We start from the raw sequence: 26,848 nt of genomic DNA, 5'->3' as shown, positions 1-26,848 counted from the left end.
ACCGGCAGACAGCTTTGCCGGCGGTTTACGCGTATGAGCGCACAGCAGATATGAATGGGAAGCTCTGTGCCGCTTTGAGTGACTGTAATAAAAAAGATTAAGCCCTGAAAGAGAAGCATTTGTGATGGTTCGGGCAGTGCGCGGACCGGGACGATCTTTCAGGGCTTTCTTTGTAAATATGCACGGCTGCGGTGGATACCAATTAGAAAGAGGAGGAAATGATGATGGTGAATTGGCTGAAAAATGCGGTGTTTTATGAGATTTATCCCCAGTCCTTTGCGGATACGAACGGGGACGGGATCGGAGATATCCAGGGGATCATCGATCATCTGGATTATATTCAGGAGCTGGGCTGCAATGCCGTCTGGCTGAACCCCTGCTTCGAATCTCCGTTTTTGGACGCGGGATATGATGTGTCCGACTACATGAAGGTGGCGCCCCGGTACGGGACGAATGCGGACTTGAAGCGTTTGTTTGAGGAAGTGCATCGGAGGGACATGCATGTGATGCTGGATCTGGTTCCGGGGCATACCTCCTGGGATCATCCCTGGTTCCAGGAGTCTTTGAAGCCGGAGAACAACGCGTATACCGGGCGGTATGTGTGGACGGATGAAGCATGGAAGAGCTTCGAGGGCGTGGGCAGCATCCGGGGCTTCCTGCGGGGCTTAAGCCAGCGGGACGGCTGTGTTGCGGTGAATTTTTATTCCCACCAGCCCTGTCTGAATTATGGGTTCTTTGAAGTGGATGAGCCGGAATGGCAGCAGCCGATGGATTCTGAGGACGCGCTGGCTACCCGGGAAGCCATCAAGGATATCATGCGGTTCTGGCTGGAAATGGGCTGCGACGGCTTCCGTGTGGATATGGCAGGCTCCCTTGTGAAAAATGATCCGGAACAGGAAGGGACGATTCTGCTGTGGCAGGATTTCATGGACTTCCTGGCAAAGGAATTTCCGGATGCGGCCATGATCTCGGAATGGGGACAGCCGGACAGGAGTTTAAAATCCGGGTTCCATATGGATTTTATGCTGCATTTCGGGCCCAGCCATTATCCGGATCTGTTCCATGGGGATGATCCCTATTTTTCACGAGAGGGCAAGGGGAATGCGAAGGAGTTTATCGACTACTATAAGATGTGCTATGAGCCCACCAACGGCAAGGGCATGATCTGCGTGCCGTCGGGAAATCATGACATGGACCGGCTTTCGAAATGGCTGGATGCGGAGGAGATCAAGATCGTGTTTGCGTTTGTGCTGTCGCTGCCGGGTGCGCCGTTCATCTATTACGGAGATGAGCTGGGAATGAAGTATCTCCCGGATGTAGTGTCTGTGGAGGGCGGATATCACCGGACAGGCTCCCGCTCCCCGATGCAGTGGAACAGCAGCCTGAATGCGGGCTTCTCGGACGGGGCAGCGGACTTGCTCTATATCCCCATCGACCCGGACAAGAACCGGCCTACGGCAGAGAAGCAGATGGCGGACCCGGATTCGATCTACCATGAGGTGAAGAAGCTGATCCAGATCCGGCAGGCCAATCCGGTGCTGCAGAGTGAGGCGAAGATCGAATTTCTGTACTGCGAGGAGAAGGCGTATCCCCTGGCATACCGCAGGACCAACGGGAAGGATTCGGTGCTGGTGGTGATCAATCCGTCCGGGAAGGAAGCCAGCTTTGAGTACGGCGGGAAGCTGGGCGAAGTGGTGTACAAAAACGGCGGGGATCTGAAAGCGGAAGATGGGAAGCTGGTGGTTCCGGCGGCTACGGCGGTGTTTGTGCGGGAAGAGAGGTAAGGAAAGGCTTACTGATGCGATTAAGTTTAGGTTTTTCATAAGTACTTGTTGCATAAGGCACATTCATTCCTACGATTCGGAATAGGTGTGAGTATGTCCGGCAGCATATAGTAAAGGGACTGACACGCGGAGAATGGCGTCAGTCCCTTTCTGTATAGTCTATTATTTTTTCCACAGTACAAACGCTTCGTATGGCCGGAGGGTGACCGTACCCTGATTGCCTGCAGGCTCCATGTTGGAGATGAGGACGTCTGTGCCTGCGAACTCTTCCGGGATGGTAAACTCGGTCTCCTGGTCGGTGAAGCTGCAGACGACCAGAAGCTTTTCGCTGTCCAGGGTTCGGGTGTAGACGAACCAGTCCTCGCTGTCCTCGAACAGGGGCTCGTATTTTCCGTACACCATGATCGGGGTCTGCTTGCGCAGGGCGATCAGCTTTTTGTAATAGTGGAATACGGAATTGGGGTCTGCGGTCTCTGCCTTGGCATTGATCTCCTTGTAGTTCGGATTGACCGTGATCCAGGGGGTGCCGGTGGTGAAGCCGGAGTGCTCGCTGTCATCCCACTGCATCGGGGTTCTGGCGTTGTCGCGGCTGAGCCAGAGCAGGCAGGGCCAAAATTCCTCGTGGGAGACAATGCCGCTCTCGCACCATTCTTTGTAAGCGTTGATGCTTTCGATGTCCCGGAAATCCGACGGACTCTGGAACGGGTAATTGGTCATGCCCAGCTCTTCGCCCTGGTATACATAGGGGGAGCCCTGCATCATATGAAGGCAGGTGGCCAGCATTTTTGCGGAGGTTTCCCGGTACTGAGGGCGGTCGTCGCCGAAGCGGGAGACAGCCCTTGGCTGGTCGTGGTTATCCCAGAACAGGCTGTTCCATGCTTTCCCGTAGAGCTCAGTCTGCCAGCGGGTGAGAATCTTCTTCAACGTAGTGAGGGGCATTTTTTCATCCGTCCACTTTGCGTATTTTCCGTTGCTGCCTACGTGCTCGAACTGGAAGACCATGTTCAGCTCATGGGTATCTTCTCCGGCATACTGTCTGGCAAGCTCGGTGGTGACCTCGGGGGTCTCGCCTACGGTCATGAGGTCGTATTTAGACAATACCTTTTCGTTCATTTCCTGGAGGTATTTGTGGACATTGGGGCCGTTCACCGCGTAGGGGCCGTAATCGCCGTAGAGACCCTTAACCTGGCCGTCGGGAAGTTCTTTTACCTTGGAGATCATGCTGATTACGTCCATGCGGAAGCCGTCGATGCCCTTGTCGCACCACCAGGTCATCATATCAAAGACTTCCTGCCGTACCTTCGGGTTATCCCAGTTCAGGTCAGGCTGTTTTTTAGAAAACAGGTGCAGGTAGTACATGGAGGTTGCTTCGTCGTACTGCCATGCGGAGCCGCTGAAGCACGATCCCCAGTTGTTGGGCGGGGTCTGGTCATCTTTTCCCTCCCGCCAGATGTAGTAATCGCGGTAGGGATTGTCTGTGGATCTGCGGCTTTCCACGAACCATCTGTGCTCGTCGGAGGTGTGGTTTACCACCAGGTCCATGACGATCTTGATGCCCCTTTCGTGAGCGGCCGACAGCAGCTCGTCGAAATCCTCCATGGTTCCAAATTCATCCATGATTGCCTGGTAATCGCTGATGTCGTAGCCGTTGTCATCGTTGGGGGACTTGTAGACCGGGGACATCCAGATTACGTCGATCCCTAAGTATTTGAGGTAATCCAGACGGCTGATGATACCCTGAAGGTCGCCGATGCCGTCGCCGTTGCTGTCCATAAAGCTGCGTGGGTAAATCTGATAAATGACTGCTTCTTTCCACCATGTTCTGTTCATAATTGTAGGCTCCTTCCTTGAGTACTAAGGGCCTGTGTTTCAGGCCCTTACATGCGATGTATGATAAATCGTTTTTTACATTTCTAATATGACCGCCTGGTATCCGTGCAGTTGGATTGTGTTGTCTGTCTGTGCAATGTCGGAGTAGTTGTTCAGCAGTACCTTTTTGTATGCGGACGGTAATGTCACTGCCTGCTCTTCCTTCTGATAATTGCCGATCACCAGCAGCGTCTTGTCGCCCTTGCGGTAATATGCCATCAGGTTGTGCTGTTCCTCCCATACCGGCTCCAAAGCGCCGTATACCACGGTTTCTTTGTATTCCGGGTTTTTGCGCAGGGCGATGAGCTGTTTGTAGAAGCTTCTCACGGAATCCGGATCGTCCTGCTGTGCGGCTGCGTTGATATCGGTGTAATTCGGATTGACCTTGAGCCAGGGCTTGCCTGTGGTAAATCCGGCATTGGCTCCGTCGGTCCACTGCATGGGGGTGCGGGCGTTGTCGCGGCTGTATTTGGAAATGACCTTCACCGCTTCTTCCACGGAAAGCCCTGCGTCCAGCGCAACCTGGTATTCGTTGATGGCGGAGATGTCATCCACTTCTTCTATAGAAGAGATGGGGACATTTTCCATACCCAGCTCCTGTCCCTGGTAAATGAACGGAAGGCCGCGGAGCATGAAATTGAGTGCCGCCAGCATCTTTTTGCTTTCCGTGCAGCAGTCGCCTTCGGGGATATAACGGCTGACGCCGCGGGGTTCGTCGTGATTTTCAATGATGTTGGATAAAAATCCCATATCGCCGACTTTTGCCTGGGCTTCAAAGCAGCATTTTTTGTAGTCGTCCGGCGTAATCTGCCGCATGTCGTACCAGCCCTTGTCGCTTTCCCCGAAAATCGTCTCGTTGAAGTCGAACATACTGGAAAAGTAGCCGTTGTCTCCGATGAAATCCGGGATCTCTTCGGGCTTTTCGTCAAAGACCTCTCCCACGGAGAAGGCGTCGTATTTCTTAAAGGTGCGGTCCCGCATTTCCCCTAAAAATTCGCCGATCCCTTTTGCTTCGCTGAGCATGGCCTTGATGGTACACAGGCCGTCCTCCCGGTCGGGCTCGTAATTGCGGAAGGGGAGCGCCTTCTTGATGTTGATGATGGCGTCAATGCGGAAGCCGCCCAGGCCCTTGTCCAGCCACCAGTTGATGTTCTTGTAGACTTCCTCCCGGACTTCGGGATTTTCCCAGTTCAGGTCGGGCTGTTTTTTGTGGAACACGTGCAGATACTGCTTGTTGGTTCCGGGAAGATCCTCCCATACCGGGCCGCCGAAATAGGAACGCCAGTTGGTGGGGAGTTCCCCTTCTTTTTTATCTCTTAAATAGAAGAAGTTGCCGTATTTTCCTTCTGGGTCCTGGCAGGCTTTTTTGAACCACTCGTGTTCGTCGGAGCAGTGGTTGACTACCAGGTCCATGAGGATGTACATATTGCGTTTTTTTGCCTCGGCCAGGAGACGGTCCATGTCCTCCATGGTGCCGAAACGGGGGTCGATATCATAATAATCGGAGATGTCGTAGCCTTCGTCCGCAAGGGGGGAGGGATAGCAGGGGGAGAGCCAGATAATGTCTACGCCCAGGTCCTGCAGGTAATCCAGCTTGCCGATGATGCCCGGGAGGTCGCCGATGCCGTCCCCGTTGGAATCGCAGAAGCTCTTTGGATAAATCTGATATGCTACCTTGTCATGCCACCATTTTTTCGTCATAATGCTGCCTCCTATTGTGTTCTTTTTTTAGTGTTCCGTTCGTTATAGCTGTATTATAATATCTGAAAATGGTTTTGTCTTTCGCTTATCTGATTAAAAAATACGATATTATGACTTTTTGGGATTTTTTGGACGAGTCGTCTGCTATCCTTTTTTCCTGTACTGCAGCGGGGTGGTGTCCGTATATTTCCGGAACTCCCGGAGAAAGTTGCCCAGGTTGTTGTAGCCGCATTCCAGGCAGACCTCCGTGATGGGCAGGTCGGTTTCTTCGAGAAGGCGGATGGCCTGTTTGATGCGGTATTCATTGACATATTCAATGGGCGAGCGGCCGATGGCCTTTTTAAAAAAGCGGCAGAAATATTGTTCGTTCATACAGACTTCTTTTGCCAGATCCCGGATGTATATTTTTTCTTTATAATTTTCTTTGATGTAGGTCAGTGTTTTTTTGATTCCTTCTACCCGTTTGTCATGGTTTTTTTCCATGGGGGTGAAGAGCTGATGGCTGGAAAGGACTGCAAGGATGCGGAGCAAAGAGGACTTTATGTAAAGCTGGCTGGTCAGGTCGTCGGTGACTGCGCCGTCGCACTGGGACAGGTCTTTGGCCAGGGGGCCGAAGGACTGCATCACATCCTTAAACGCTCCGTAAATGGGGCCGAATGCGGGGTGGTCGGGGAGAAGAAACCGGGGAAAACGTATTTTCCCGTTCTGCATGGGCTGGATCAGCTGCATCTGGGCGGCATCGTAGGAATCAAAGTTCAGGATGCCGGGGGAAAAGACGACCGCATCTTCTCCGAGACTTCCGGAGTGCTCGGTAATGATGCTGTGGAGCTCGCCGGGATTGATAAAGTACAGGCATTCGGAGCGAATCCGGAATTGTTCCATGTTGATCTCTAAGCGGAACTGTCCGCCGGAAAAATACAGGATCTCGACTTCGTCGTGCCAGTGGTGCTTCACAAGTACTCCCTTGCCCCCGGAACGGGTCTGATAGATAGCGCAGGGAAAGGCTTTCGTGCCGTGGGGGCGGATTTCTTTCAGATTGGATAATTGCGGCTGCATGTAGATCCTCCTCTGTTTTTTTCAGAAATTCGTTGGTAAGGCATGGTACGGAATGGCCTTTTTGGATACCATTGTGTACAGGACGGCTGCCGGCTGCAGCGGGATGACTGTACAGCTCTGTAGGAAGAAAAAACGCCGGCGGCGGATTTTCCATATATAACAACCTAACATTGTTTTGAGGAAAAGTCAATAAAGAGTTACAGGACGCGCCGGGTTGGGGCAGATGTCATGTTACTGTTCACACTTTTTGGGTGCTTCAGTAACGATGTCGTTACTATGAGCGGCCTAAATTCTGTCTTTACTTTCGCAGCTCTGTCTGTTATACTTGACATGTGAAAACCTATCGGACGCCATTCCGGCTGTCCGGCAATTCTGGCATCTCGCCGTATTTCACAGCAATTGAAACCCATTGGTTTATAGTTTACAAAAGAAAGGATGGATCATCTATGTCTGCAAAAAACAAACCTGGCAGCTCGATGCTGTGGGATGAAATTCTCAAAGCCATCGTGGATGCCATGCCGGAACAGCTTTTTCCGCTTTTTAAAGAACTCTACGGAAAAGAGTACCCAAGAGGAACCCCCATCACCCTGCTGGCCACAGAATCTTCCACTTACCGGGAGCACCCGGATGCGCCGCCTGGTTCCCGACTGTCCGATATCGCGCTATTGGTAAATGGCACGGACTATTATCATCTGGAATGTCAGATGCACAATGACCGGGATATGGTCATCCGCATGGTCGCTTATGATCTGCATTTTGCCATGCAGCACACCACCTCCGGGGAACAGAACCTGGACGGACTGGTCATGCACTTTCCCCGCTCTGCCGTTATTTATCCGGAGAAGAACAGCCGGATTCCGGATGTTCTGCGCTGCCGCATCATTTTTCAGGACGGAAGCGAACACATTTACCAGATCCCCACTGTGAGAATCCAGTCCTACTCCCTGGAGGAGATCCAGGAAAAGCACCTGAACCTTTTTCTGCCCTATGTACTGCTCCGGCTGCGTCCCCAGTTAAATCCGGAAAGGAAGGTTCCATTGACAAGAAATGAATTGACAGCCTTCGTTGACAAGGTTATGATAATACTAAAAGAAGAAGTGGAACAGGGATATTTGACAGAGCAGGAATATGACGATTATGTGAACCTGTTCCGCCGTGCCGCAGAAAACATATTTGAGAAGCATGCCGATTTTGGAAGAGAGGTGGATCGTATGACAAAACCAATGATTGAACTGCCCAGCGTCCTTCAAAAACGTCTGTACGCGGAGATTGACAGTTTGAATGCGAATAAAGCGGCATTGATTGCGGATAATGAGACTTTGGCTGCAGCCAAGGAAGCGTTGACCGCTGATAAAGAAGCGCTGACCGCTGATAAAGAAGCGCTGACTGCCGATAAGGAAGTGCTGGCTGCCGACAGAGATGCTTTGGCTCTCGAACTTGCCGATAAAAATGTGGAGCTCGCCGACAAAAATGCGGAGCTTGCCCGCATGAGAGCATTATTAGAGCAGTATCACATTCCGGTAAATGCTTAATTGTGCTTTTTAGGCAAGGTATCCGGCTCATCGGCGCAGGGCTGTTTTATACAGGACGGATTCGCTGCGGTGGTGTGAACGGGAATGTGCGGCTCTGGATGAAAGGATAAGGAGGTATGTATGGCATATTTTGATTACAATGGGAAGCAGGTTTTTTACACGGAGACCGGTGAGGGTGAGCCCTGCATCTTTCTTCATGGAAACACGGCTTCCTCGAAGATGTTCGAGTTTATCCTGCCGTTGTATACGGCTGATGTAAAAGTGATCCTGATTGATTTTTTGGGAAACGGAAAATCGGAACGGGTTGCGAAATTTCCCGATGAATTGTGGATTGATCAGGGCCATCAGATCGTGGAGCTGTGTAAAGCGCTGAACTGCGGAAAGGTCAATCTGGTCGGCACCAGCGGCGGGGCTTATGCCGCCATCAACGCAGCGCTGGAAATGCCGGAGCTTTTTTCCAGGGTCGTGGCGGACAGCTTTGACGGCAGCGCCCTGCCGGAGGGATTTGCGGACGCCATCATCCGGGAAAGGCAGTCCGCCAAAAAGGATGTGCAGGCCCGGGGCTTTTACGAATGGTGCCAGGGGGAGGACTGGGAAACGGTGGTGGATCAGGATACAGAGGTGCTTGTCAATTATGAGCGCAGCCAGGTGCGGATTTTTGGCAGGCCCATAGAAACCATCCGGGTTCCGCTGTTCATCACGGTCAGCAGGGAGGATGAAATGCTTGCAAATGACATGGATGCGGAATGCGCGCGGCTGCATGCCGCGAATCCGGACATCAGCTATAAAATCTACGACACCGGCGCGCACCCGCTGATTGCTTCACGGGCGGAGGAGATCGCAGAGGCGGTGAAGGGATTTCTGGCAGGAGGGCGGTAATGGTACAGGGGTAGTGTAAAGTATCGTATGAAAAAATGATACGGGTATTGCGCGCATTTAAAATTTGCTTCGCAAATTGGTTACAAAAAGAGAGGGAAGATAGATGAATAAGAAGGAAGTATTGGAGATTCGGAAGCAGTTCACCCCGGCGAACTGCGCAATTACGCGGATCTGCGGATGTTATGTGGATCATGAGAAGAACAAGCAGATGGAGACGAAGGAGGCATTTCTTTCGCTGCCGGAGGAAGAGGCGTTCAAGTATTTTGATATTTTCAAAAAAACGCTGTCCGGAGGGATCGGGCGGAATATGCTCAATATGGAGTTCCCGCTGGATCAGGAGATGCCCGGCGGGACACAGGAATTTTTGATGAAGTTAAAGAACAGTAAGCTGGAAGACGACATGCTTCTGGAGGAATTTTATGACAAAATCATTGAGAATTACATATATGAGGGAAATTATTATATCATCCTGATCCATGCCATGTATGATATCCCGGGAAAGGCATCGGACAACCTGGAAATGTATGACTCTTCGGATTATGTGTATGAATATCTGATGTGCAGCATCTGTCCGGTGACGCTTTCCAAGGCGGGGCTGTCCTACAATGCGGAGGATAACCGGATTCAGGATCGAATCCGGGACTGGATTGTGGAAATGCCGGACAAGGGATTTTTGTTTCCTGCGTTCAATGACCGGAATACAGACCTCCATGGAATCCTGTATTATACGAAGAAGACACAGGATCTGCAGCCGGAGCTGATCGACCAGGTGCTGGGCGCAAGGAGCCCTATGTCGGCAGATACCCAGAAGGAGGCGTTCCAGCTTCTCATCGAGGATACGCTGGGGGAGGACGGGGATTATGAGATCATCCGTAATATCCATGATACCCTCAACGATATGATCGCGGAGCACAAGGAAGAGCCGGAGCCCTTGGAGCTGGATAAGACGGATATGAAGAAAGTGTTCGAGAACAGCGGGGTGCCTTCGGAGAATATGGAGCTGTTTGAACAGAATTACGACGCGGCGGCGGGGGAAAAAACGTCCCTTCTGGCGGAGAATATCGCGGAGACGCGGAAATTTAATATAGAGACGCCCGACGTGGTAATCAAGGTGAACCCGGATCGGGCGGATCTGGTGGAAACCCGGGTGATCGACGGCAGGCAGTGCCTGGTGATCGCGGTGGACGACCATATCGAAGTGAATGGGATCAATGTGCGCACGATCAAACGGCCCGCAAATGGGGAGTATAACGGAAGTGCGGGAAGCGCAGAGGAAGACGGGTATGCCGGAAGTGCGGGAAGCGCAGAGGAAGGCGGGTATGCCGGAAGTGTAGGAAACCTGGAGCATGACGGAAGTGCGGAGGCAGAAGCATGAGGCTGATGGAATTTACGATTGAGGACAAGGATGCCTTTCAGATCGGGCAGGAGATGAGCATTACGGAAGGGGTGCTGCCGTCCTCCTACTATTATATACTGGAGCATATGCTGGGGATGAGTGCGAATTACCGGAGCTATGAGCGGTTAAAGGCACGTAAGGGAATCGTGCGGGAGATCAAATCAACGGATAAATTTGACATTGTGGTGCTGGAATTTGAGGAATGAAAAGGGAGATACGCCGTAGGAGTACGAAAGGGCTGCCTGTTTCCTGACAGCCCTTTTGCAGGCGGAGTATAATCAGAGCGTTTCTCCGGTCAGCATTTCGTATCCCTGCAGATATTTTGCAATAGTCTTTTCTACGATATCTCCGGGCAGGATCCAGTCATTTCCCGGGTTGGCCTTGAGCCAGTCGCGGGCGAACTGCTTGTCGAAGGAGGGCTGTCCGTGTCCTGGCTCGTACTCGTCGGCGGGCCAGAAACGGGAGCTGTCTGGGGTGAGCATCTCATCTCCGAGGACAATATTGCCGTCCTCATCCAGGCCAAATTCAAACTTCGTATCCGCGATGATGATACCCCGGGTCTTTGCGTAATCGGCGCATTTTTTGTAGAGCGCGATGGTGTAATCACGGAGCTTGGAGGCATATTCTTCCCCTTTGCCCGGGAAATAGGTTTCTAAGTGGGTGATGCTCTGTTCGTAGGAAATGTTTTCGTCATGGTCTCCGATCTCGGCCTTGGTGGAAGGCGTGTAGATAGGTTCGGGAAGCTGGTCGGATTCCTGAAGCCCTTCCGGCAGGCGGATGCCGCAGACCGTGCCGTCCTTCTGGTAGCTTGCCCAGCCGCTGCCGGTGATATAGCCCCGGACGATGCATTCGATGGGGAGCATGTTCAGCTTCCGGCACATCATGCTGTTGCCGTCAAACTGAGGCTGGCGGAAATATTCCGGCATGTCCGCCACATCGGTGGAGATCATGTGGTTGGGCAGGATATCTTTTGTCATATTGAACCAGAAACGGGACATTTGGGTCAGTACGGTTCCTTTCTTGGTCACATCGTTTTTCAGGATCACGTCAAAGCAGCTGATCCGGTCTGTGGCAACCATGATCAGGCTGTCGCCGTTGTCGTAGATCTCACGTACCTTTCCTTCTTTGATTGGTTTCATATTGTACACCTCACTCTTTTAAATTTTCAGTTCTCTGTGGGAATTATGCCAAAGCCGCGGGGAAACTTGCGCTCCGGGCAGGACAACCCTATATATAGATAAACATTTTTTCCCGCAAAAATCAACAGGTTTTTTCCTGCCTGCAGGAAAGAAAATAAAAATCCTTGCTGTACACTCCTGGACCGTGCACCATGCTGCGGACACCCTGAGCCTGAAGGGCAACTAAAAATTGAAAAAGGAGGATCGATATGGTATAATCCCGTTTTAAACACTTTGAATTAATAGAAGAAGGCGAAACCATTGAAAACACGAGGTTTTGCCTTCTTTTTGGTGTTTTGAAAATGTTGTATGGAAATCCTAGCTTGAAATTTTTTTTATTCTTTTATTTAGCTCTTTTGGCTGATAGTATTTTTTATCCAGACCAAGCTCATAAATGCTATTTAGTGCAGTGCACAGCTTTGACCCCGTATAGGTCGACATATAGTACATATCCTGGACATTTACAACATTCATATTTTTCAGCATCTCAATGATATTATCAATGGTAAAATGCATTCTTTCCGCAGGATCATTGTGGTCAATACCACACCTGCGGTCATAATCTTTACAGTAATCTTCAAGCTGCTTTTCCATCAGCCGGTAGATCAGCAGTGCTGTGTAGCATATCATAAAATGAGCGGTGATATGTTCTTTGGTATGATGATATACAGGACGGCCGGAAAAATTTGTCTTCATAATCCGAAAACAGTCTTCTATTTTATACCGTTTTGAAGATATCTCAAGAATCTGGGCGGCATCATCATCCAGACTGGTAGCAACCGCATAGTAACCATCGTATTTTTCTTCTTCCCTGATCCGTTCTTCATTAATCTCGTAAATATCCTTCACGCTCCCATCCGATACCCTTTTGATAAATCTTGTCACATCATTTGGGCCTTTTTTATATGTTTCAGGGTCCAAATCCTTTAGCAGGCGCTTGGCTCGTTCAACCTGCCGGTTGCGGATATAGCGCTGATATTCCATGGTTTTTCTGGAAAACGTGATGATAATCTTTTGTTTGAGCATCCCTTTGGCTTTTACCTGTCTCTTTTTTCCATTTTTACATATTTTTTCTTCATAGAAACCCAGGTCTTCCAGACGGTCAGCATTTATTATTTTGTATGCCTTGTCCTGATAAAGACGATAATTTTCTTTTTTATGATGGTCAAAGCTTTTCATGCTATCAATCGTAACCGGATCATCGGAAGAAAGAAGCCGGTAGTCGCAATCGTTAAAAACAGCTTCCTGCAGAGTGCCTGCCATTTTTTTGATTGACTGGGTCACAATAAAAGCCCGCCCACCCATGGAATTAAAACGTCTGATATTGAGTGACCCCAGCCCTGCATCTGCACAATAAATAAACGTCTTCCCTTTAAACATTTTTGTCAGTTCTTTTTCCAAGGGGATGGCAAGTGTCTGTTCATTATCTGACCCCGGGGCAAGACACATGGAAAGAGGAATCCCGTCCGCGTCCATGAAGAGTCCCATCTCTACCAATGGTGCGGGCTGATGCTGTTTGGAAGGGCCGTATTTACGGAAGCCTTTTATAAATTCCCCGGTCACTTCATCAACATAATCATCATCAGGCGACTCAACTTCAAAATAAAAATTTGTGCAGTCAAAGTAACATACGGAAGTATTACGCCTGACAATCCTGCAGCTATATTGGAAAAGGTTCTGGAGATATCCGGTATAGTTTTCAGCCAGAAGATCCAGTGTCCGGTGGATATGCTGGTACCCAATTTCCGGCTGCTCATAATAACGGCCCAGATGGCGGAGCGTAGCAAACTTGGATTCTGGTTCCAGTATTCTTGCGCAGGTCAGAAACCGGTTCACAAGGTTGGGGTCGAAGGTGATCCGGGAATCAGCGGATACTTTTTTGAGGAAGCTGCCAATTGCAAGGTTATGATAAACGGACTGCAGGAAAAAGTAGCCGATATTGCGGCTGGTGTCCGATGAAATAAGGTCATTTGATGCTTTGATCTTTTCGTCAAAGTCGATTGTCACCTCCATAGAGACCTTACTGTTTTTCATCTGCTCGTTATATTCGGCAACTTTTTGCTTGGCATAAGCAAGGGGATCATCAGTGATCTTAAGAAGATCCAAGTGTTTACCGATCACAGCTACATTTCTGGTAGAAGTCTTTTTGCCATTGCGGAATCCTTGCTGGATAAAATAAGTTGGGTTTTTTGATTTTCTGTCATAATTCAATTTCATAATACCATTATAACACAATATACAACTCCGTACAACATATAATTTTATAAAATTTGACATAAAAAAAGCCGCATTTTTGCGGTTTATGGCGTTTTTTGCGGTTCAAAAGTGTTTAAAACCCGTAAAAATCCTTGCTGTACACTCCTGGACCGTGCACCATGCTGCGGACACCCTGAGCCTGAAGGGCAACTAAAAATTGAAAAAGGAGGATCGATATGGTATAATACAAACACTGCATTAACCTTCTTTGGAGGTAAAACATACTAATAATAAGAAATAACATAGCTATAAGCTGTAAAAAAGTTTTATGTGTATTTTGAAAGGAGCTTTTTTATATGAGTTCAAAAGTGCTGCGCCGTTTATCGCTGTCCGCTGCAGCGGTTTTGCTGCTGTCCGGCTGCGCGGTTTCTGAGAAAGCGCCCGACCGGGAAGAGGAAAGCGACGCTCTGACATTCTGTGCATGGAACGGTTATGAAAATTTTCTGGAACTGGCGGCCCAAAACTGCCCGGATATTGAATTGGAGTTTTCGAATTATGCAGGGGCTAACCGCACCGGTTACAGTTGGGTCCAGATGCGGGCGGACGACATTCCGGATATTTTTATTACCTCCCAGATCCTGGATGAGGATCTGGCAGAGGAGCGCCTGGTGGATCTGTCCAGTTACGATTTTCTGAACGGGTTTTCTACCTCGATTCTGGATCAGGTGGCCATTGACGGCGGAGTCTACCTCCTGCCTGTCACCAACGTTTTGTACGGCATTTACTATAATCAGACGCTGATGGAGGAGAACAACTGGGAGGTGCCTGCTGATTTTGCGGAGTTGGAGACGCTCTGCGCTCAGATCAGGCAGTCCGGCATGACGCCCGGACTGATCGGCACCCATCTGACGGGCAATACATTTTCCGCAGTATTCAATCTGGCCAAGACCGGCTGGCTGACGACGCCGGCAGGGGTGAACTGGGAGCAGGATTTCCTGAATGGGGATGCGTCTGCCGCGGGACACTGGGAGGAGACCATGGACTATGTTCAAAAGTATCTGGATATCGGCATGTTCTGTACCGACCCGGAGGACCGGATCAATCCGGAACTGATCCTGGATGAGATGGGAAACCGCAGGGCCATGTTCTGTACGATGGTGCAAAGTGTAAATATTACGGAACTGCCTAACGGCGACAAGCTGGGAATGATGCCTTACATCGGCGAGGACGGCAGCAAGAATATTTATATGTACAGCCCATCCAGTTATATTGGTATCAGCAGCCGCCTGACGGAGCCCGGCAATGAGAAAAAGCTGGAGAACGCGGTACGGCTTCTGGCCCTTCTGTATTCTCCTGAGGGGCAGGAAGCATTCCTCAACGAGGAGACCCCCTGTGTGCTGAGCGTGTTGGAGAGTGCGGACATCGGGGAGGACTCTATGATCTATGATGCCCATGAGGCTCTGCGTGAGGGCCGGGCGTTTCCTATGACGTATGTCCATTGGGAAAATGTCCTCAGCGATATGGGGCAGGCATATAAGGATTGGTTTCGGGGAGAAGGCGGCATGGACGGGGCCGGGTGTATTGCCCGGATGGATGAGCTGCAGCAGGGAGTCCTGCATAATACCGAAGTCATAGATTTTTCTGAGAGCACCGGAGACTTTACGCTGGAGGAGACGGCCGCCCTGGTAGGGAAGGCGCTGGGCAGCGCAGTGGACGCGGATGCCGTGCTGCTTCCTGTGGGCGGGGAGTATAAAAAAGGTGTGGATCTGCGCTACGGCATCACCGGAAAGCTGTACGTGGGCAAGATCAACGCCGAGGTGCTCAGCACCCTGCTTCCCGCATTTGACGGGGAGTACGCGGCTGCCGAGATGACCGGCGGACAGATCAGCGAACTGGCCCGGGCGGGGTTTGAACAGGCAGGGGATCATGATCCGTCCCCGTATCTATTGGTCACCCGTGGGGACAAGGAACTGGAGGAGGACCAGACCTACCGGGTCGCCTTCCTCATGCAGGGCTATACCGAGGAGGCGGCAGAAGCCTACGGCATCCGGCCGGAGAAAGGATCTCTGCGGACATTTCTGCGGAAATGGCTGGAAGAACAGAAGACAGTCTCACCGGGTGGAAATCCGTGGGAGTAAGCGGGAAAGAGGTGTAAAAAATGAGGAAAGGGATCAGTCTGTTCCTGGCGGGAATTGTGATGCTGGCAGGAGCTGTGACGCTGGCAGGATGCGGCGGGCAGTCTCCTGAGGGGCAGGAGAGGCAGGCAAAGGATGCCGGACGGGAGCAGGTTTCCATTGCGTTGTGGAGCGACCAGCTTACAGAGCGCTACGGCCCTTACCTGCAGGAGACATTTCCGGAGGTGGACTTTGAGTTTTATGTGGCGACCAACTCCACCGATTTCTATGCGTATAAAGAGGAGCATGGGGATTTGCCGGATATCCTGACGGTCAGGCGGTTTGCGCTGAGCGATGTGGCCGCGTGGAAGGATTCCCTGATGGACTTAAGCGGCAGCGAACTGGCCGGCGCGTTTCACCCATCTTATCTGCGCAGCTATACCTACAGTGACGGCACGGTCAACTGGCTGCCCACCTGGGCGGAGGTAGACAGCATTTTGGTAAATGAGAAGCTGCTGGAGGCGAAGGGGCTTGGCATCCCGACCAATTACCGGGAGTTTTTAGATCTCTGCGAGACGTTGAAAAATATGGGCATCCGGCCCTTTCTTTCCAACTTCGGCGCGGATTATACGTGCATGGAGATCCTCCAGGGGTTCTCCATAGCAAGGCTCAATTCCCAGGAGGGACGGGAGTGGCGGCAGCGCTATGAGAGCGGCCAGACGGATCAGCTCAGCGAGGAGGTCTGGATGCCGGTATTTGAGCGGATGCGGGAACTGATCGACTGCGCCGGGATCGGGGAAGCCGATCTGAAAGGAGATACCGCCTCGGTATTTGCGGCATACGGTTCCCATAAGGCGGCAATGATCCGCGGTACCTGCGGGGAGGCCGGACGGTACGAAGTGGAAGGGGAGTCTGTCATGATTCCTTATCCGGGGGATACAAAGGAGGACAACTGGTATCTGACCTACCCGGCATTCCAGGTGGCCGCAAGCGCCAGGGCGGATGAAAATCCGAAACGGAAGGAGCTGATCCTGGATGTTCTGGAAGCCATGCTTGATCAGGACGGACAGCAGCATATTGCCGGCGGGCAGGATATGATTACCTACAGCAAGGGTTCGGAGCAGAAGCTATCGCCTATGTTCAGCGAAATGAAATCCTATGTGGATGACAACAGGCTTTATATCCGTCTGGCTTCATCGGACATGTTTTCCATATCGGAAATGGTGATCCAGGGGATGATTACGGGAAAATATCCAGACGCAGGTTCTGCGTTTGACGCATTCAATGAGGCGATGCGTTCAGAGGAGGAGGAAGTGCCTGCAGCCGTCTGCATTGAGACGGAATATCCGTATGCATTCCAGGATGACGGCGGGAGTCCGGCGGCATCCGCGGTGATCAATTCCCTGCGGGAAGAGCTGGACGCCCAGCTTTTGGTGGGCCAGTCCTCCAATGTGGCGGGGAATATTTACGCCGGTGAGTATACACAGGAGGAGCTGGGGTTTTTGACCATAGGGGAGACTGTCGAGATCCTGCGGTGCGAGATGACGGGTGGGCAGCTGTATGAATACCTGGACAATGTCCTGGCCGCTGAAGGCAAACGGGGATCGGTCGTCAATGACTCTACGCTCTATGTTTCCAGCGGTTTTGAGATGGAACTTCGCAGGACGGATCAGGGCTATGACTTGGAAAGGCTGACCCTGGAAGGCCGGGAGCTGGACCGGGATCGTACCTATGACCTGGCGGTGCTTGGAAATGAACAGCTTATGCATGGGGATATCCTTGCAGAGGCCGGGGCATCGGAGTATGAGAAGGTGGAGCTGTCTTTCAAGCAGCTGATTGCGGATCGTCTGACGGAGGGCAGGCAGCTGGCAGAGCCCACCGATTATATAATTTTGCATTGAGAAAGAAGGAGGGCTGTATGAAGTCCAATCAACATAGACGGAAACTTGCCCTGCCGGCAGTATTGATCATTGGCCTGCTTGTATTTCTGCTGGCCGGCGGTTCTTACATTACAAACTATCTGCAGCAGCAGATTTTCGTGGAGCGTACTGCGCAGCTCAACGAGATTACTTCCCAGGTGCGTGTAAACTTGTGCAACGCGCTGGATTTTCACTGGAACTACCTTACCGCCGCGGTCAACCTGCTAAAGCGGCAGCAATTTGATACGGCGGAGGATGTGAGCGCGTATATCCGGGAACTGGAGCAGGTGATGGAAACCGAGGACAGCAGCTCGCGGCTGGTCCTGCTGGACAGCCAGGGGAACTGCTGCGACGGGGAAGGAAAGCACGGCGTCTGGTCTGACATCGGCCTGATCTCCGGCGGGGAGGAGCGGTATACGTTTATCTCGGACAGTTATATTTATGACCAGGGAAGCTACTGGGCCTTTGTGCAGAAGCTGGAGACCCCGATTCAGACGGAAGGGGGCGCGGAGGTGTATACCCACGCCGTTTTGCTCAAGGACGTCTATACCCTGACCGAATACTATGACAGTGCGGCTTATGGCAGCCAAAATGAGACATACATACTGAAAAGCAACGGGACCCGGATGCACGACGACGTTTCCAGGGAGAATGCCATCCAGTCATATAATGTGCTCAAGGTGCTGGAGGAGATGGAAGGCCAGAAATGCAGGGATCTGCGGTCTGTGTTAAAGAGTACGGATACGGTCAGCAGCAGTTTTCTGCACAATGGGACGGAATATTATTACTGCCTGACCTCACTGGCGGAGTACGATACGCTGCTGCTGTTTTTGATCCCGGCGGAATTTGTGGCTTCCGGGACGGTGAGCCTGGTGAACGCGGTGGTACGGATGCTGCTTATTTTTGCGGTGATGCTGCTGGTGCTTCTGAGCCTGGCGCTGGTCTTTTTTATCAGGCAGCAGAGCAGTGTACGGCTGTTTTTGCAGGAGCAGGAAAATCTGCGCAGGCAGGAGGAGATGAACCAGCGTCTGGAGGAGTCCAATGCCATGCTGGCCCGGTCCAAGGAGACGGCGGAGCAGGCGTTTCGGATTGCCGAGGAGGCGAACCGGGCCAAGAGTTCGTTTTTGTCGAATATGAGCCATGACATCCGTACACCTATGAACGCCATCGTAGGTTTCGCGGCGCTTCTGGCCAGGGATGTGAACAATCCGGATAAGGTGCGGGAGTACACCCGAAAGATCGCTTCGTCCAGTCAGCATCTGCTGGGGCTGATCAATGACATTCTGGATATCAGCAAGATCGAAGCGGGCAAGACGACATTGAATCTGTCTGATGAGAATATGGTGGATCTGATCGAGAATATTGATTCCATCATCCGCCCCCAGATGAAAGCGAAGGGGCATACTTTTGAGGTGTACAGCAGGGAGTTGAAGCATGAGCATGTGGTGATGGATAAGCTGCGGCTGAACCAGATCCTTTTAAACCTGCTGTCCAACGCGGTGAAGTATACGCCGGACGGCGGCTGTGTTTCGCTGACGGTGCAGGAGCTGCCCCAGTTCGCCAAGCAGCTTGCTCATTTTCGTTTTATTGTGGCAGACAACGGCTACGGCATGAGCGAGGAATACCAGAAGAAGCTGTTCCAGGCGTTTACCCGGGAGGAGGACAGCGTGACGAACCGAATCCAGGGCACGGGCCTCGGCATGGCCATCACCAAGAGCCTTCTGGATTTGATGGGCGGCAATATCCAGGTGGAGAGCGAAAAGGGAAAGGGAACCACTTTTACGGTGGATTTGGAGCTGCACATCAGCGAACATGCATTTGATCAGAGCTATTGGCAGAAACACGGTATTACACGGCTGCTGGCAGTGGACGATGAGGAGGTCATCTGCCAGAACATTGAGCTGACCATGGAAGGAACCGGGGTTGCGGTGGAGTATACCCTGGATGGGCAGACGGCAGTCAGCAGGATCAAGGAGTCCGAGCAGAAGGGCTGTCCTTACGATATCGTGCTTCTGGACTGGAAAATGCCGGGAATGGACGGTGTGGAGACCGCGCGGCGCATTCGCCGGGAGGTGCCCCACCATATCCCGATCCTGGTGCTCACCAGCTACGACTGGCCGGAAATCGAAGACGAAGCCAGGGAGGCGGGGGTGGATGCCTTTTTGCCGAAACCCTTCTTCCTTACCAGTTTTCGTCAGAAGGTGGATGATGTGCTGAGCAGGAATATCCGGAATCCGAAGCCCAACGAAGTGTCTGCGGAACCGGAAGAGCTGAGCCCTCTCCACGGTATGCATATCCTGGTGGCGGAGGATAATGAGATCAACGCGGAGATCTTAAGCGAGCTGCTGGATATGGCGGGAGCTTCCTGCGAGATCTGTGAGAACGGGCAGGTGGTGGTGGACACCTTTGCAAATTCTGTCCCGGGACAGTACCAGATGATTCTGATGGACGTACAGATGCCGGTGATGAATGGGTATGAGGCTACCCGGAAGATCCGGAGCTCTGACCACCCGCTGGCCGGGAAGATCCCCATCATTGCCATGACGGCCAATGCCTTTGCGGAGGATATCCGGGACGCATTGGAGGCCGGAATGAACGCCCATGCGGCGAAGCCTATCGACATGGCGGTTCTGGAGCAGACCGTAAAGACGGTGATCGGAACCGGGGAAGTGTAAAATTTTATAGCGCGGACGTTTGGAGACCGTATTCCTGTAACAAGGGGATGCGGTCTTTTTTTGGGGCAGCGGTGCGGCACGGGGGGATACCAGGGGGAGGGGACGTTTGAAAAAGCCCGGAGCAGGTAATCACGAATTTGTGATAATTTGAAATTGAGAACAGTTTGTGATTATTTGTGGATATACTTTATAAAAAGGCCGAATGGCCATAACGGGGTGCCCTTAGGGGAGTTTTGTGAATGCAGAAGGTATCCTGCCGGGGGATTTTGGGAAGCCTTTTATATAGAAGGAAAAGGGGTCGGCGGTTGTGTATGTTTGGCAGGGAGTTAAGAAAAACTATGATGGTTTTTTAAGAAAACTTAAGATTTTATTGGAAGGGTTTTTAAAATATGTGGTTTAAAGTGATGGATATGGTAATTACTGGCTTCGGGTCACACCTGGTCAGGGTGCGGCCTGCAGCATGAAAAGAAGCCAACCGGGCTGCAAAAAGAGCGGACTTCGGCTGAAATAGGAAAGAGGAGATGACAAGATATGAAGAAGATCAGTATTATAATTCCCTGCCTGAACGAGGAGGAGGCTTTGCCGGTATACTACGAGAAAATGTCTGCCGTGATGGATGGGATGGCGGACGTGGAGTTTGAACTGTTGTTTGTGGATGACGGTTCGACGGACGGTACGCTCCGTATCATGCGGAAGATGAGTGAACAGGACGAACGCTGCCGCTTTCTTTCCTTTTCCAGAAATTTTGGGAAAGAGGCGGCGATCTATGCGGGGCTGAAATATGCGTCCGGGGATTTTGCGGCGGTGATGGATGTGGATCTGCAGGATCCGCCCGAGCTTCTGCCGGAAATGTACCGGATCGTCACCGAGGATGGCTATGAGTGCGTGGCGGCAAAACGCTCGACCAGGGCCGGGGAGCCGCGGATTCGGTCGTTTCTGTCGGAAAAGTTTTATGATTTTATCAACCGCATTTCCAGGATCAGGCTGGTCAGCGGGGCAAGGGATTACCGGCTGATGAGCCGGAAGATGGTGAATGCGGTTCTGGAAATGAGCGAATACAACCGTTTTTCAAAGGGGATCTTTGAATGGGTGGGCTTTGAGACGAAATGGCTGGAATATGAAAATGTGGAGCGGTCCGTCGGAGAGACGAAATGGTCTGTGCGCAAGCTTTTCTGGTATTCCATGGAAGGGATCACGGGATTTTCTGTGGCGCCGCTGTCTCTGGCATCGGTCATGGGGATGGTGTTCTGCGGGCTTTCCTTTTTCATGATCCTGTTCATCATCGTGCGCACGCTGGTGTGGGGCGACCCGGTGTCCGGCTGGCCGTCGCTGGTGTGCATCATTTTTCTGGTCAGCGGGATTCAGTTGTTTTGTACGGGGATCGTGGGTCAGTATCTGTCCAAGACCTACCTGGAGACGAAGCACAGGCCGGTGTTTATCTTGAAGGAGAGCAGCCGGGAGGAAAAGAATGTAATTTTACTGCAGGACAGCCGGGAGAAACAGGGGGTATCCGGCAGATTTTTGGGAACCTGCGGACAGTGAAGAGGTGAAGGAAGATGAAGAGTAAACGTATGGGGGCTGGAGCGAAATGGAGACGGGCGCTGCCGTTTCTTTTTCTGGGGGCGCTGGGCCTGTTCTTCTGCTGGTTTTTTGTGGGGCGGTACGGGATCTTCGGTTCCAATGTGGACTGGATCAGCCAGCACAGTGTGATTCCGGACTATTTCCGGCAGCAGTTCTATGAGACGGGGAATTTGTTTCCGGAGTTTGCGGCAAATATCGGGGGCGGGCAGAATATCTACAACTTCTCTTACTATGGGCTGTTTCACCCGGTGATTCTGATCTCCTATCTGCTGCCTTTTGTAAAAATGGGGGATTATCTGATGGGGGCTTCCATCGTGAGCCTGGTGCTTTCCGCGGAGCTGTTCTATGGATGGCTTCTGAAACGGGGCTTTTCCGGCAGCATCTGTTTTATGACTGCTCTGATGTATCTTCTGTCAGGGCCCATGATCTTCCATTCCTACTGCCAGATCATGTTTGTCAATTATATGCCGTTTCTGTGCATGGCTTTTTTGGGAGTGGATCGTTATTTTGAGACGGGAGGAAAACTGCTGTATACGGTCAGTGTATTCCTGATGATTTTGGCCAGTTTTTATTTCAGCATTGGAGGGATGCTGACGCTGGTGCTGTATGGGATTTACAGGTACGTGGAGTGCGCGGATGATGCAGGCGTTCCAGCAGGTGGAGGAAAGGATGATGCAGGCATTCCGACGGGTGGAGAAAAGGATGATGCAGGCATTCCGGCGGGTGGAGAAAAGGATGATGCAGGTATTCCGGCGGAGGGAGGAAAGGCGGATCTGCTGCGCGGAAAAGAAACGGGAGAGTTGTCCGGAGGAAGGAACGTTGGCGGAGATTCTTTGCATACTGTTACCTGTGTTTGTTCTGGGATAAAAAAAGTAGTATGCTATGTAGTTTCTGGAAGAAACAAAAAAGATTCTGCTGATAAAAACATAGTATGCGATGTAAAAACGGAGATGGATATAAAAGAAATTAAAAAATATCCTGCTGCGAAAAATATAGCATGGAATCTAAAATTCGGTGGGATAAAAAGGTTTTTTGTGAGGAACAGAAGGGGCCTCGGGATTGCGCCGGGGGTTACGGAGAGGAGAACGGGGGTTGTGGTTGCGCCGGAAGGCATGGAGGGGAGAGCAGGGTTTGTGGTTGTGCCGGAAGGCATGGAGGGGAGAACAGGGCGCAGGATCACGGTGATTGGCTTTCTGTGTGACGGGATTCGGTTTCTGCAGCCTATGCTGACGGCTGTGCTGATGAGCGGAATCCTCCTGATTCCTACGGCTGCGGCGCTGGCAGGGAGGGAAGGCTCCAGGGCTTCGGTCAGCCTGGCTTCTTTGTGGATTCCGAATATACAGATGGGGCGGCTGCTCTATACGCCTTATGGGATCGGGCTTCCAACCCTGATGATTACGGTTCTGGCTGCGGGATTCGGGTACCAGGAACGAAAAGACCGGGTGCTGTCCTGGGGATGCGCGGTGCTTCTGACGGTTCCGTTTTTTTCCTGGGCGCTGAACGGAGGGCTCTATGTTCGGGACAAAGCATTGATCCCCTGTCTGCCGCTCCTTTGTTATCTTATAGCATGCTATCTGAAAAAACTGCAGGAAAAACGGATATCCTTCGTGATGGGAGCCGTTCCCTATGTGATAACCCTTGGGCTTCTCTGGGCAGAGCAAGTGAGTGCGGGGGCTTCGGAATACACAGAATTGTTTCTATTGGATGGAGCGATCATGGGAGGATGCTTCCTGCTGTACTGGCGGAGGAAACAGACGATGATTTTGATGCTTCCTCCGGTGGTGTTTCTGGTTTTGTTTGGTTCGATGTTTCATGAGCAGGCGGGCAGGATCGAGAGCCGGGAGTTTTATGAGAAGGTGAACGACCCGGCCATAGGGCAGGCAATTGGGGACATACTGGCGGAGGACCGCGGATTCTACCGGCTGGAGCTGGTCGGGAATGAGACGGAAAACGCCGCGGAGCTGAACCGGGTCCGGACCATGGGCCAATACATTTCCTCTTTGTATTCTTCCTCTTATAATCGGGAATATCAGGAGTTTCGGAAAACAATTTTTGAAGTGGAGGAGCCCTTCCGCAATGACCTGATGCAGTCGGTATCGAGAAATCCGCTGTTTCTGCAGTTCATGGGCGTCCGGTATCTGATATCGGAAAGAGAGGTTCCGGGGTATGAGCGGATCGGGAATGCAGGAGACAGGGGGATCTATCAGAACCTGGAAGCGGCTCCGGCGGCATATGCGACGGACCGGGTGCTCTCGGAGCAGGCTTATCGAGGACTGGAATTTCCTTATAACCAGATGGCGCTGGCTTATGCGGCCGTGCGGCCTGACCGGGAAGGGGGCGCAGGAGACGATGGAGAAAGTAAGGGGGAAGCGAACGCCGGCAGAGAAAATGCGATGGTATCGGAGGATGTCGAAAGCATGGATGCTGCGGAAATACAACAAGAAGCGGCCGGATACATGGAAAACAGGGATCAGGAAGCAGTTCTCGGAAAAATGGATCGGCAGATCTTGGAAGAGGTTCGGCAGGCATTAAAACCGGTGGAATTTGTGCTGCCGGCGCAGAACGGGGATTCCCTGGAGATTACGGAGATGAGGGAGGGCTATCGGATTCGGGCGGAACAGAAGAGCACGGTTCAAATAGACCTTTCCGGATCGGGGGGAGGGGACGCGGCAGAGAAGAACCGGGTTTTGTTCTGCAGATTCCGGGTGAAGAATTATAACAGTCGGACCCAGGATGTGACGGTGTGGCTGGAGGGGGAGCGGAATAAACTGACGGCCAGGGATCATTTTTACTATAATGGAAATACTATATTTTCCTATGCGGTTGTGCTGGAAAAGGGGAAAACATCGGCGGAGCTTTCGCTGGGAAAGGGAGAATATGAGATTTCGGATCTCACCTGTTATATGGGAGACTGGGAAAAATCGCTGAACCGGGAGCGAAGCAGCAGGCTCTATCGGTCGGAATTTCATCCGGATCCGGACAGGACCAAAGGAAATGTGATCGCGGGTTCTGTGGATGTGGAGGAGGACGGGTATTTTGTGACGTCCATCCCCTATGATTCCAATTTTGAAGTCCGGGTGGACGGGAAAGCGGCGGAGTATGGGAAGGTGAATCTGGCGTTTCTGGGATTTTCCATCGGAAAGGGAAGCCACGATGTGGAGCTGGTCTATCATGCGCCGGGGAGAACGGCCGGGGCGTGGTGTTCTGTCGTCGGAGCGGCGGCGTTGCTTTTCCTGCTGAAAAAACGCCGGATCTGATGTGGTCAGTATCCTGCCGCACAGACGTTTTCGGCATTCTGACGGAAAAATGGACCATGTTAATTTGCGTTGCTTGCGGCAACGGGCGGTTTCGGCTACAATAGCGGCAACAACAGAAAGAAAGGAGTCTATTTTAATGCTTAACGAAAATTTGAAAGCAATCAGAAAATCAAAAGGACTTTCACAACAAGAGCTTGCCGTCAAGCTGAACGTGGTGCGGCAGACAATTTCTAAATGGGAGCAAGGGTTATCAGTTCCCGATTCTGATATGTTGATCTCCATATCGGAAGCGCTTGAAACACCCGTGAGTACGCTGCTTGGAGAAACCGTTATTGAGTCGGAGGCGGATGACTTAAAAGCAATTTCCGCAAAGCTGGAGGTGATAAACCTGCAGCTTGCCCGGAGAAAAACCACAGGTAAACGGATTCTGCATTGGTTTTTTATCGTATTGTGCATAGTCACAGCAGTCATTTTTGCAGCCTTATCGGCATTGGAAAGTCCTTATTTGGGGTGGGATTATGGAGATCCCGAAACCGCCGTTCTCGGAGTGGCATTTCACGCATTAGAATGGCTGTTTGTGAGAGCAGCGCCGATGATCCTGATTGGCGCAGTCATTGGGATTTTCTTAACACGTAAAACATGAAAAATAATTTCCGGCTGTCGGATTAGCAACCGCACAGCTGGAAATTATTTTAAAAATGTCCGCCCATGTCTGATCAGCGCGTCCAGGGTTGCGGAGAAGGTGATCCCGCCGTCAATGGATTTTTGGAGATCCATGCGGATATCTCTGGGATTCGATGCAAAAGCCTCTTCATTTTTCAGAAGGCGGCCTGTATCCAGCCCAAGTGATGTGAGCATGGCGCGGACGGTTTCGTAGGTGCTCCTGTCATTGGGGGAACCGAAATTATATATGCCCCCGTTCCATTCCAGGGCCTGCCGGAAATTGCGGATGACTTCGTTTACGTCGGTGATCCCGCGCATATCGTGTGTGGGATAGGCGAAGGTCTCCGAAGCCTGCAGCCTTGCGGCCAGCGTTCGGAAGAAATCGCCGTGCTCTCCTGCATTTTTTGTGCAGGTGTCGTACATCCAGGACAGCCGCAGTATGATGCAGTCGGGATTTGCGGCCAGGCATTCTTCCTCCGCGGTTTTCTTTTCCTGGCCGTAAACGGTGGGCGGGTCGATGGGCTCCTCCTCGCGGTGGGGGCCTTTGCGTCCGTTTTGGGAGTAAACCTGGTCGGAGCCGCAGAGCAGGCATTTTGCGGAAAATTCTGCACAGGCCGCGGCGATGTTCCGGCTGCCGTCCACGTTGATCCGGCGGGAGCCTTCCGGGTCTTTTTCGCACATGCCCAGGTCGGAAACGGCGGCGCAGTGGATGACGAAGCCGGGTCGGAACTCCCGGAACAGGGCGTATACATTTTCCGGGTTCGTAATGTCAAGTCTGGTGTGGGCGGGGGCGCAGATGTCGTATTCCCCGGCGTAAAAGTCGGCGGTCCGGCTGCCGAGAAAGCCGGAGGCACCTGTGATCAGTAATCGTTTCATGATGAACCTCATTTCGTATATTTTTTTCCGGACGGCATCAGGGCTGCCGATGTGGGATTTTCTGTGGTTATTATAGCGGTTTGCTGCTGCTTCTTCAATCTCTTTTTCTGGTTTTATCCCCCAGAGAAAATACAACAACATATTTTTGGAAAACCGCATTGTCTGCAAAGGC

The 26,848-nt window shown here is 51.7% G+C and carries 17 protein-coding genes; 11 read left to right on the top strand and 6 right to left on the bottom strand.

Features of this window, described 5'->3' with window-relative positions; all coding sequences use genetic code 11:
* Window positions 1-218 precede the first annotated feature (218 nt).
* Window positions 219-1,784: an alpha-amylase family glycosyl hydrolase gene (locus EBB54_RS15605; RefSeq protein ID WP_243127686.1), complete on the top strand. Its 1,566-nt coding sequence runs from the start codon at window positions 219-221 to the stop codon at window positions 1,782-1,784.
* A gap of 162 nt (window positions 1,785-1,946) precedes the next feature.
* Here EBB54_RS15605 and EBB54_RS15600 read toward each other — a convergent pair whose 3' ends face one another.
* From EBB54_RS15600 to EBB54_RS15590, 3 genes are all read right to left on the bottom strand, one after another.
* Window positions 1,947-3,614 carry a glycoside hydrolase family 13 protein gene (locus EBB54_RS15600; protein WP_125128120.1) on the bottom strand — a complete coding sequence of 556 codons (1,668 nt, stop codon included), beginning with the start codon at window positions 3,612-3,614 and terminating at the stop codon, window positions 1,947-1,949.
* A gap of 75 nt (window positions 3,615-3,689) precedes the next feature.
* Entirely contained in the window at window positions 3,690-5,354 is a 1,665-nt protein-coding gene (locus tag EBB54_RS15595; protein ID WP_125128119.1) for an alpha-glucosidase, read from the bottom strand.
* Window positions 5,355-5,498: 144 nt separating this feature from the next.
* Window positions 5,499-6,410 (bottom strand): helix-turn-helix domain-containing protein, encoded by a 912-nt coding sequence (locus EBB54_RS15590; protein ID WP_125128118.1) that lies wholly within the window; start codon window positions 6,408-6,410, stop codon window positions 5,499-5,501.
* 446 nt (window positions 6,411-6,856) lie between these two features.
* Between EBB54_RS15590 and EBB54_RS15585 the strand changes: the two genes are divergently transcribed.
* The 4 genes from EBB54_RS15585 (at window position 6,857) to EBB54_RS15570 (ending at window position 10,423) form a co-directional block, all read left to right on the top strand.
* Entirely contained in the window at window positions 6,857-7,942 is a 1,086-nt protein-coding gene (locus EBB54_RS15585; RefSeq protein WP_125128117.1) for a hypothetical protein, read from the top strand.
* 120 nt (window positions 7,943-8,062) lie between these two features.
* On the top strand, window positions 8,063-8,821 hold the full coding sequence (locus tag EBB54_RS15580) for an alpha/beta fold hydrolase (RefSeq protein WP_125128116.1): 759 nt from the start codon (window positions 8,063-8,065) through the stop codon (window positions 8,819-8,821).
* A 103-nt stretch (window positions 8,822-8,924) separates the two neighbouring features.
* Window positions 8,925-10,196 carry a DUF4317 domain-containing protein gene (locus EBB54_RS15575; RefSeq protein ID WP_125128115.1) on the top strand — a complete coding sequence of 424 codons (1,272 nt, stop codon included), beginning with the start codon at window positions 8,925-8,927 and terminating at the stop codon, window positions 10,194-10,196.
* Window positions 10,193-10,423: a hypothetical protein gene (locus EBB54_RS15570; protein ID WP_004072778.1), complete on the top strand. Its 231-nt coding sequence runs from the start codon at window positions 10,193-10,195 to the stop codon at window positions 10,421-10,423. The genes EBB54_RS15575 and EBB54_RS15570 overlap by 4 nt, the downstream gene beginning before the upstream one ends.
* 72 nt (window positions 10,424-10,495) lie before the next feature.
* On the opposite strand, the gene EBB54_RS15565 is transcribed toward EBB54_RS15570, so the two are convergent.
* Entirely contained in the window at window positions 10,496-11,356 is an 861-nt protein-coding gene (locus tag EBB54_RS15565) for a phosphoribosylaminoimidazolesuccinocarboxamide synthase (protein ID WP_125128114.1), read from the bottom strand.
* A 357-nt stretch (window positions 11,357-11,713) separates the two neighbouring features.
* Window positions 11,714-13,612: an IS1634 family transposase gene (locus tag EBB54_RS15560; RefSeq protein WP_125126599.1), complete on the bottom strand. Its 1,899-nt coding sequence runs from the start codon at window positions 13,610-13,612 to the stop codon at window positions 11,714-11,716.
* 335 nt (window positions 13,613-13,947) lie between these two features.
* On the opposite strand from EBB54_RS15560, the gene EBB54_RS15555 reads away from it, so the two are divergent.
* From EBB54_RS15555 to EBB54_RS15530, 6 genes are all read left to right on the top strand, one after another.
* Entirely contained in the window at window positions 13,948-15,729 is a 1,782-nt protein-coding gene (locus tag EBB54_RS15555; RefSeq protein ID WP_125128113.1) for an extracellular solute-binding protein, read from the top strand.
* Between the two features lie 20 nt (window positions 15,730-15,749).
* Window positions 15,750-17,606: an ABC transporter substrate-binding protein gene (locus EBB54_RS15550; protein ID WP_125128112.1), complete on the top strand. Its 1,857-nt coding sequence runs from the start codon at window positions 15,750-15,752 to the stop codon at window positions 17,604-17,606.
* 17 nt (window positions 17,607-17,623) lie between these two features.
* Window positions 17,624-20,299 (top strand): hybrid sensor histidine kinase/response regulator, encoded by a 2,676-nt coding sequence (locus EBB54_RS15545; RefSeq protein ID WP_125128111.1) that lies wholly within the window; start codon window positions 17,624-17,626, stop codon window positions 20,297-20,299.
* A gap of 531 nt (window positions 20,300-20,830) precedes the next feature.
* Window positions 20,831-21,841: a glycosyltransferase family 2 protein gene (locus EBB54_RS15540; RefSeq protein WP_125128110.1), complete on the top strand. Its 1,011-nt coding sequence runs from the start codon at window positions 20,831-20,833 to the stop codon at window positions 21,839-21,841.
* A gap of 14 nt (window positions 21,842-21,855) precedes the next feature.
* Complete coding sequence (locus EBB54_RS15535; protein ID WP_125128109.1) at window positions 21,856-25,137, top strand: YfhO family protein; 3,282 nt, start codon at window positions 21,856-21,858, stop codon at window positions 25,135-25,137.
* A gap of 136 nt (window positions 25,138-25,273) precedes the next feature.
* Window positions 25,274-25,780: a helix-turn-helix domain-containing protein gene (locus EBB54_RS15530; RefSeq protein ID WP_125128108.1), complete on the top strand. Its 507-nt coding sequence runs from the start codon at window positions 25,274-25,276 to the stop codon at window positions 25,778-25,780.
* Between the two features lie 44 nt (window positions 25,781-25,824).
* Here EBB54_RS15530 and EBB54_RS15525 read toward each other — a convergent pair whose 3' ends face one another.
* A complete protein-coding gene (locus tag EBB54_RS15525) occupies window positions 25,825-26,676 on the bottom strand; it encodes an SDR family oxidoreductase (RefSeq protein WP_125128107.1) in 852 nt (283 codons plus the stop codon).
* Window positions 26,677-26,848 lie beyond the last annotated feature (172 nt).

Origin of the sequence: Schaedlerella arabinosiphila, from assembly GCF_003885045.1 — a bacterium.
In the GTDB taxonomy this organism is placed as follows: Bacteria; Bacillota; Clostridia; order Lachnospirales; family Lachnospiraceae; genus Schaedlerella; species Schaedlerella arabinosiphila.
Note: the sequence above shows the minus strand (reverse complement) of the source record. Positions and strands in the feature narration are given on the sequence as shown.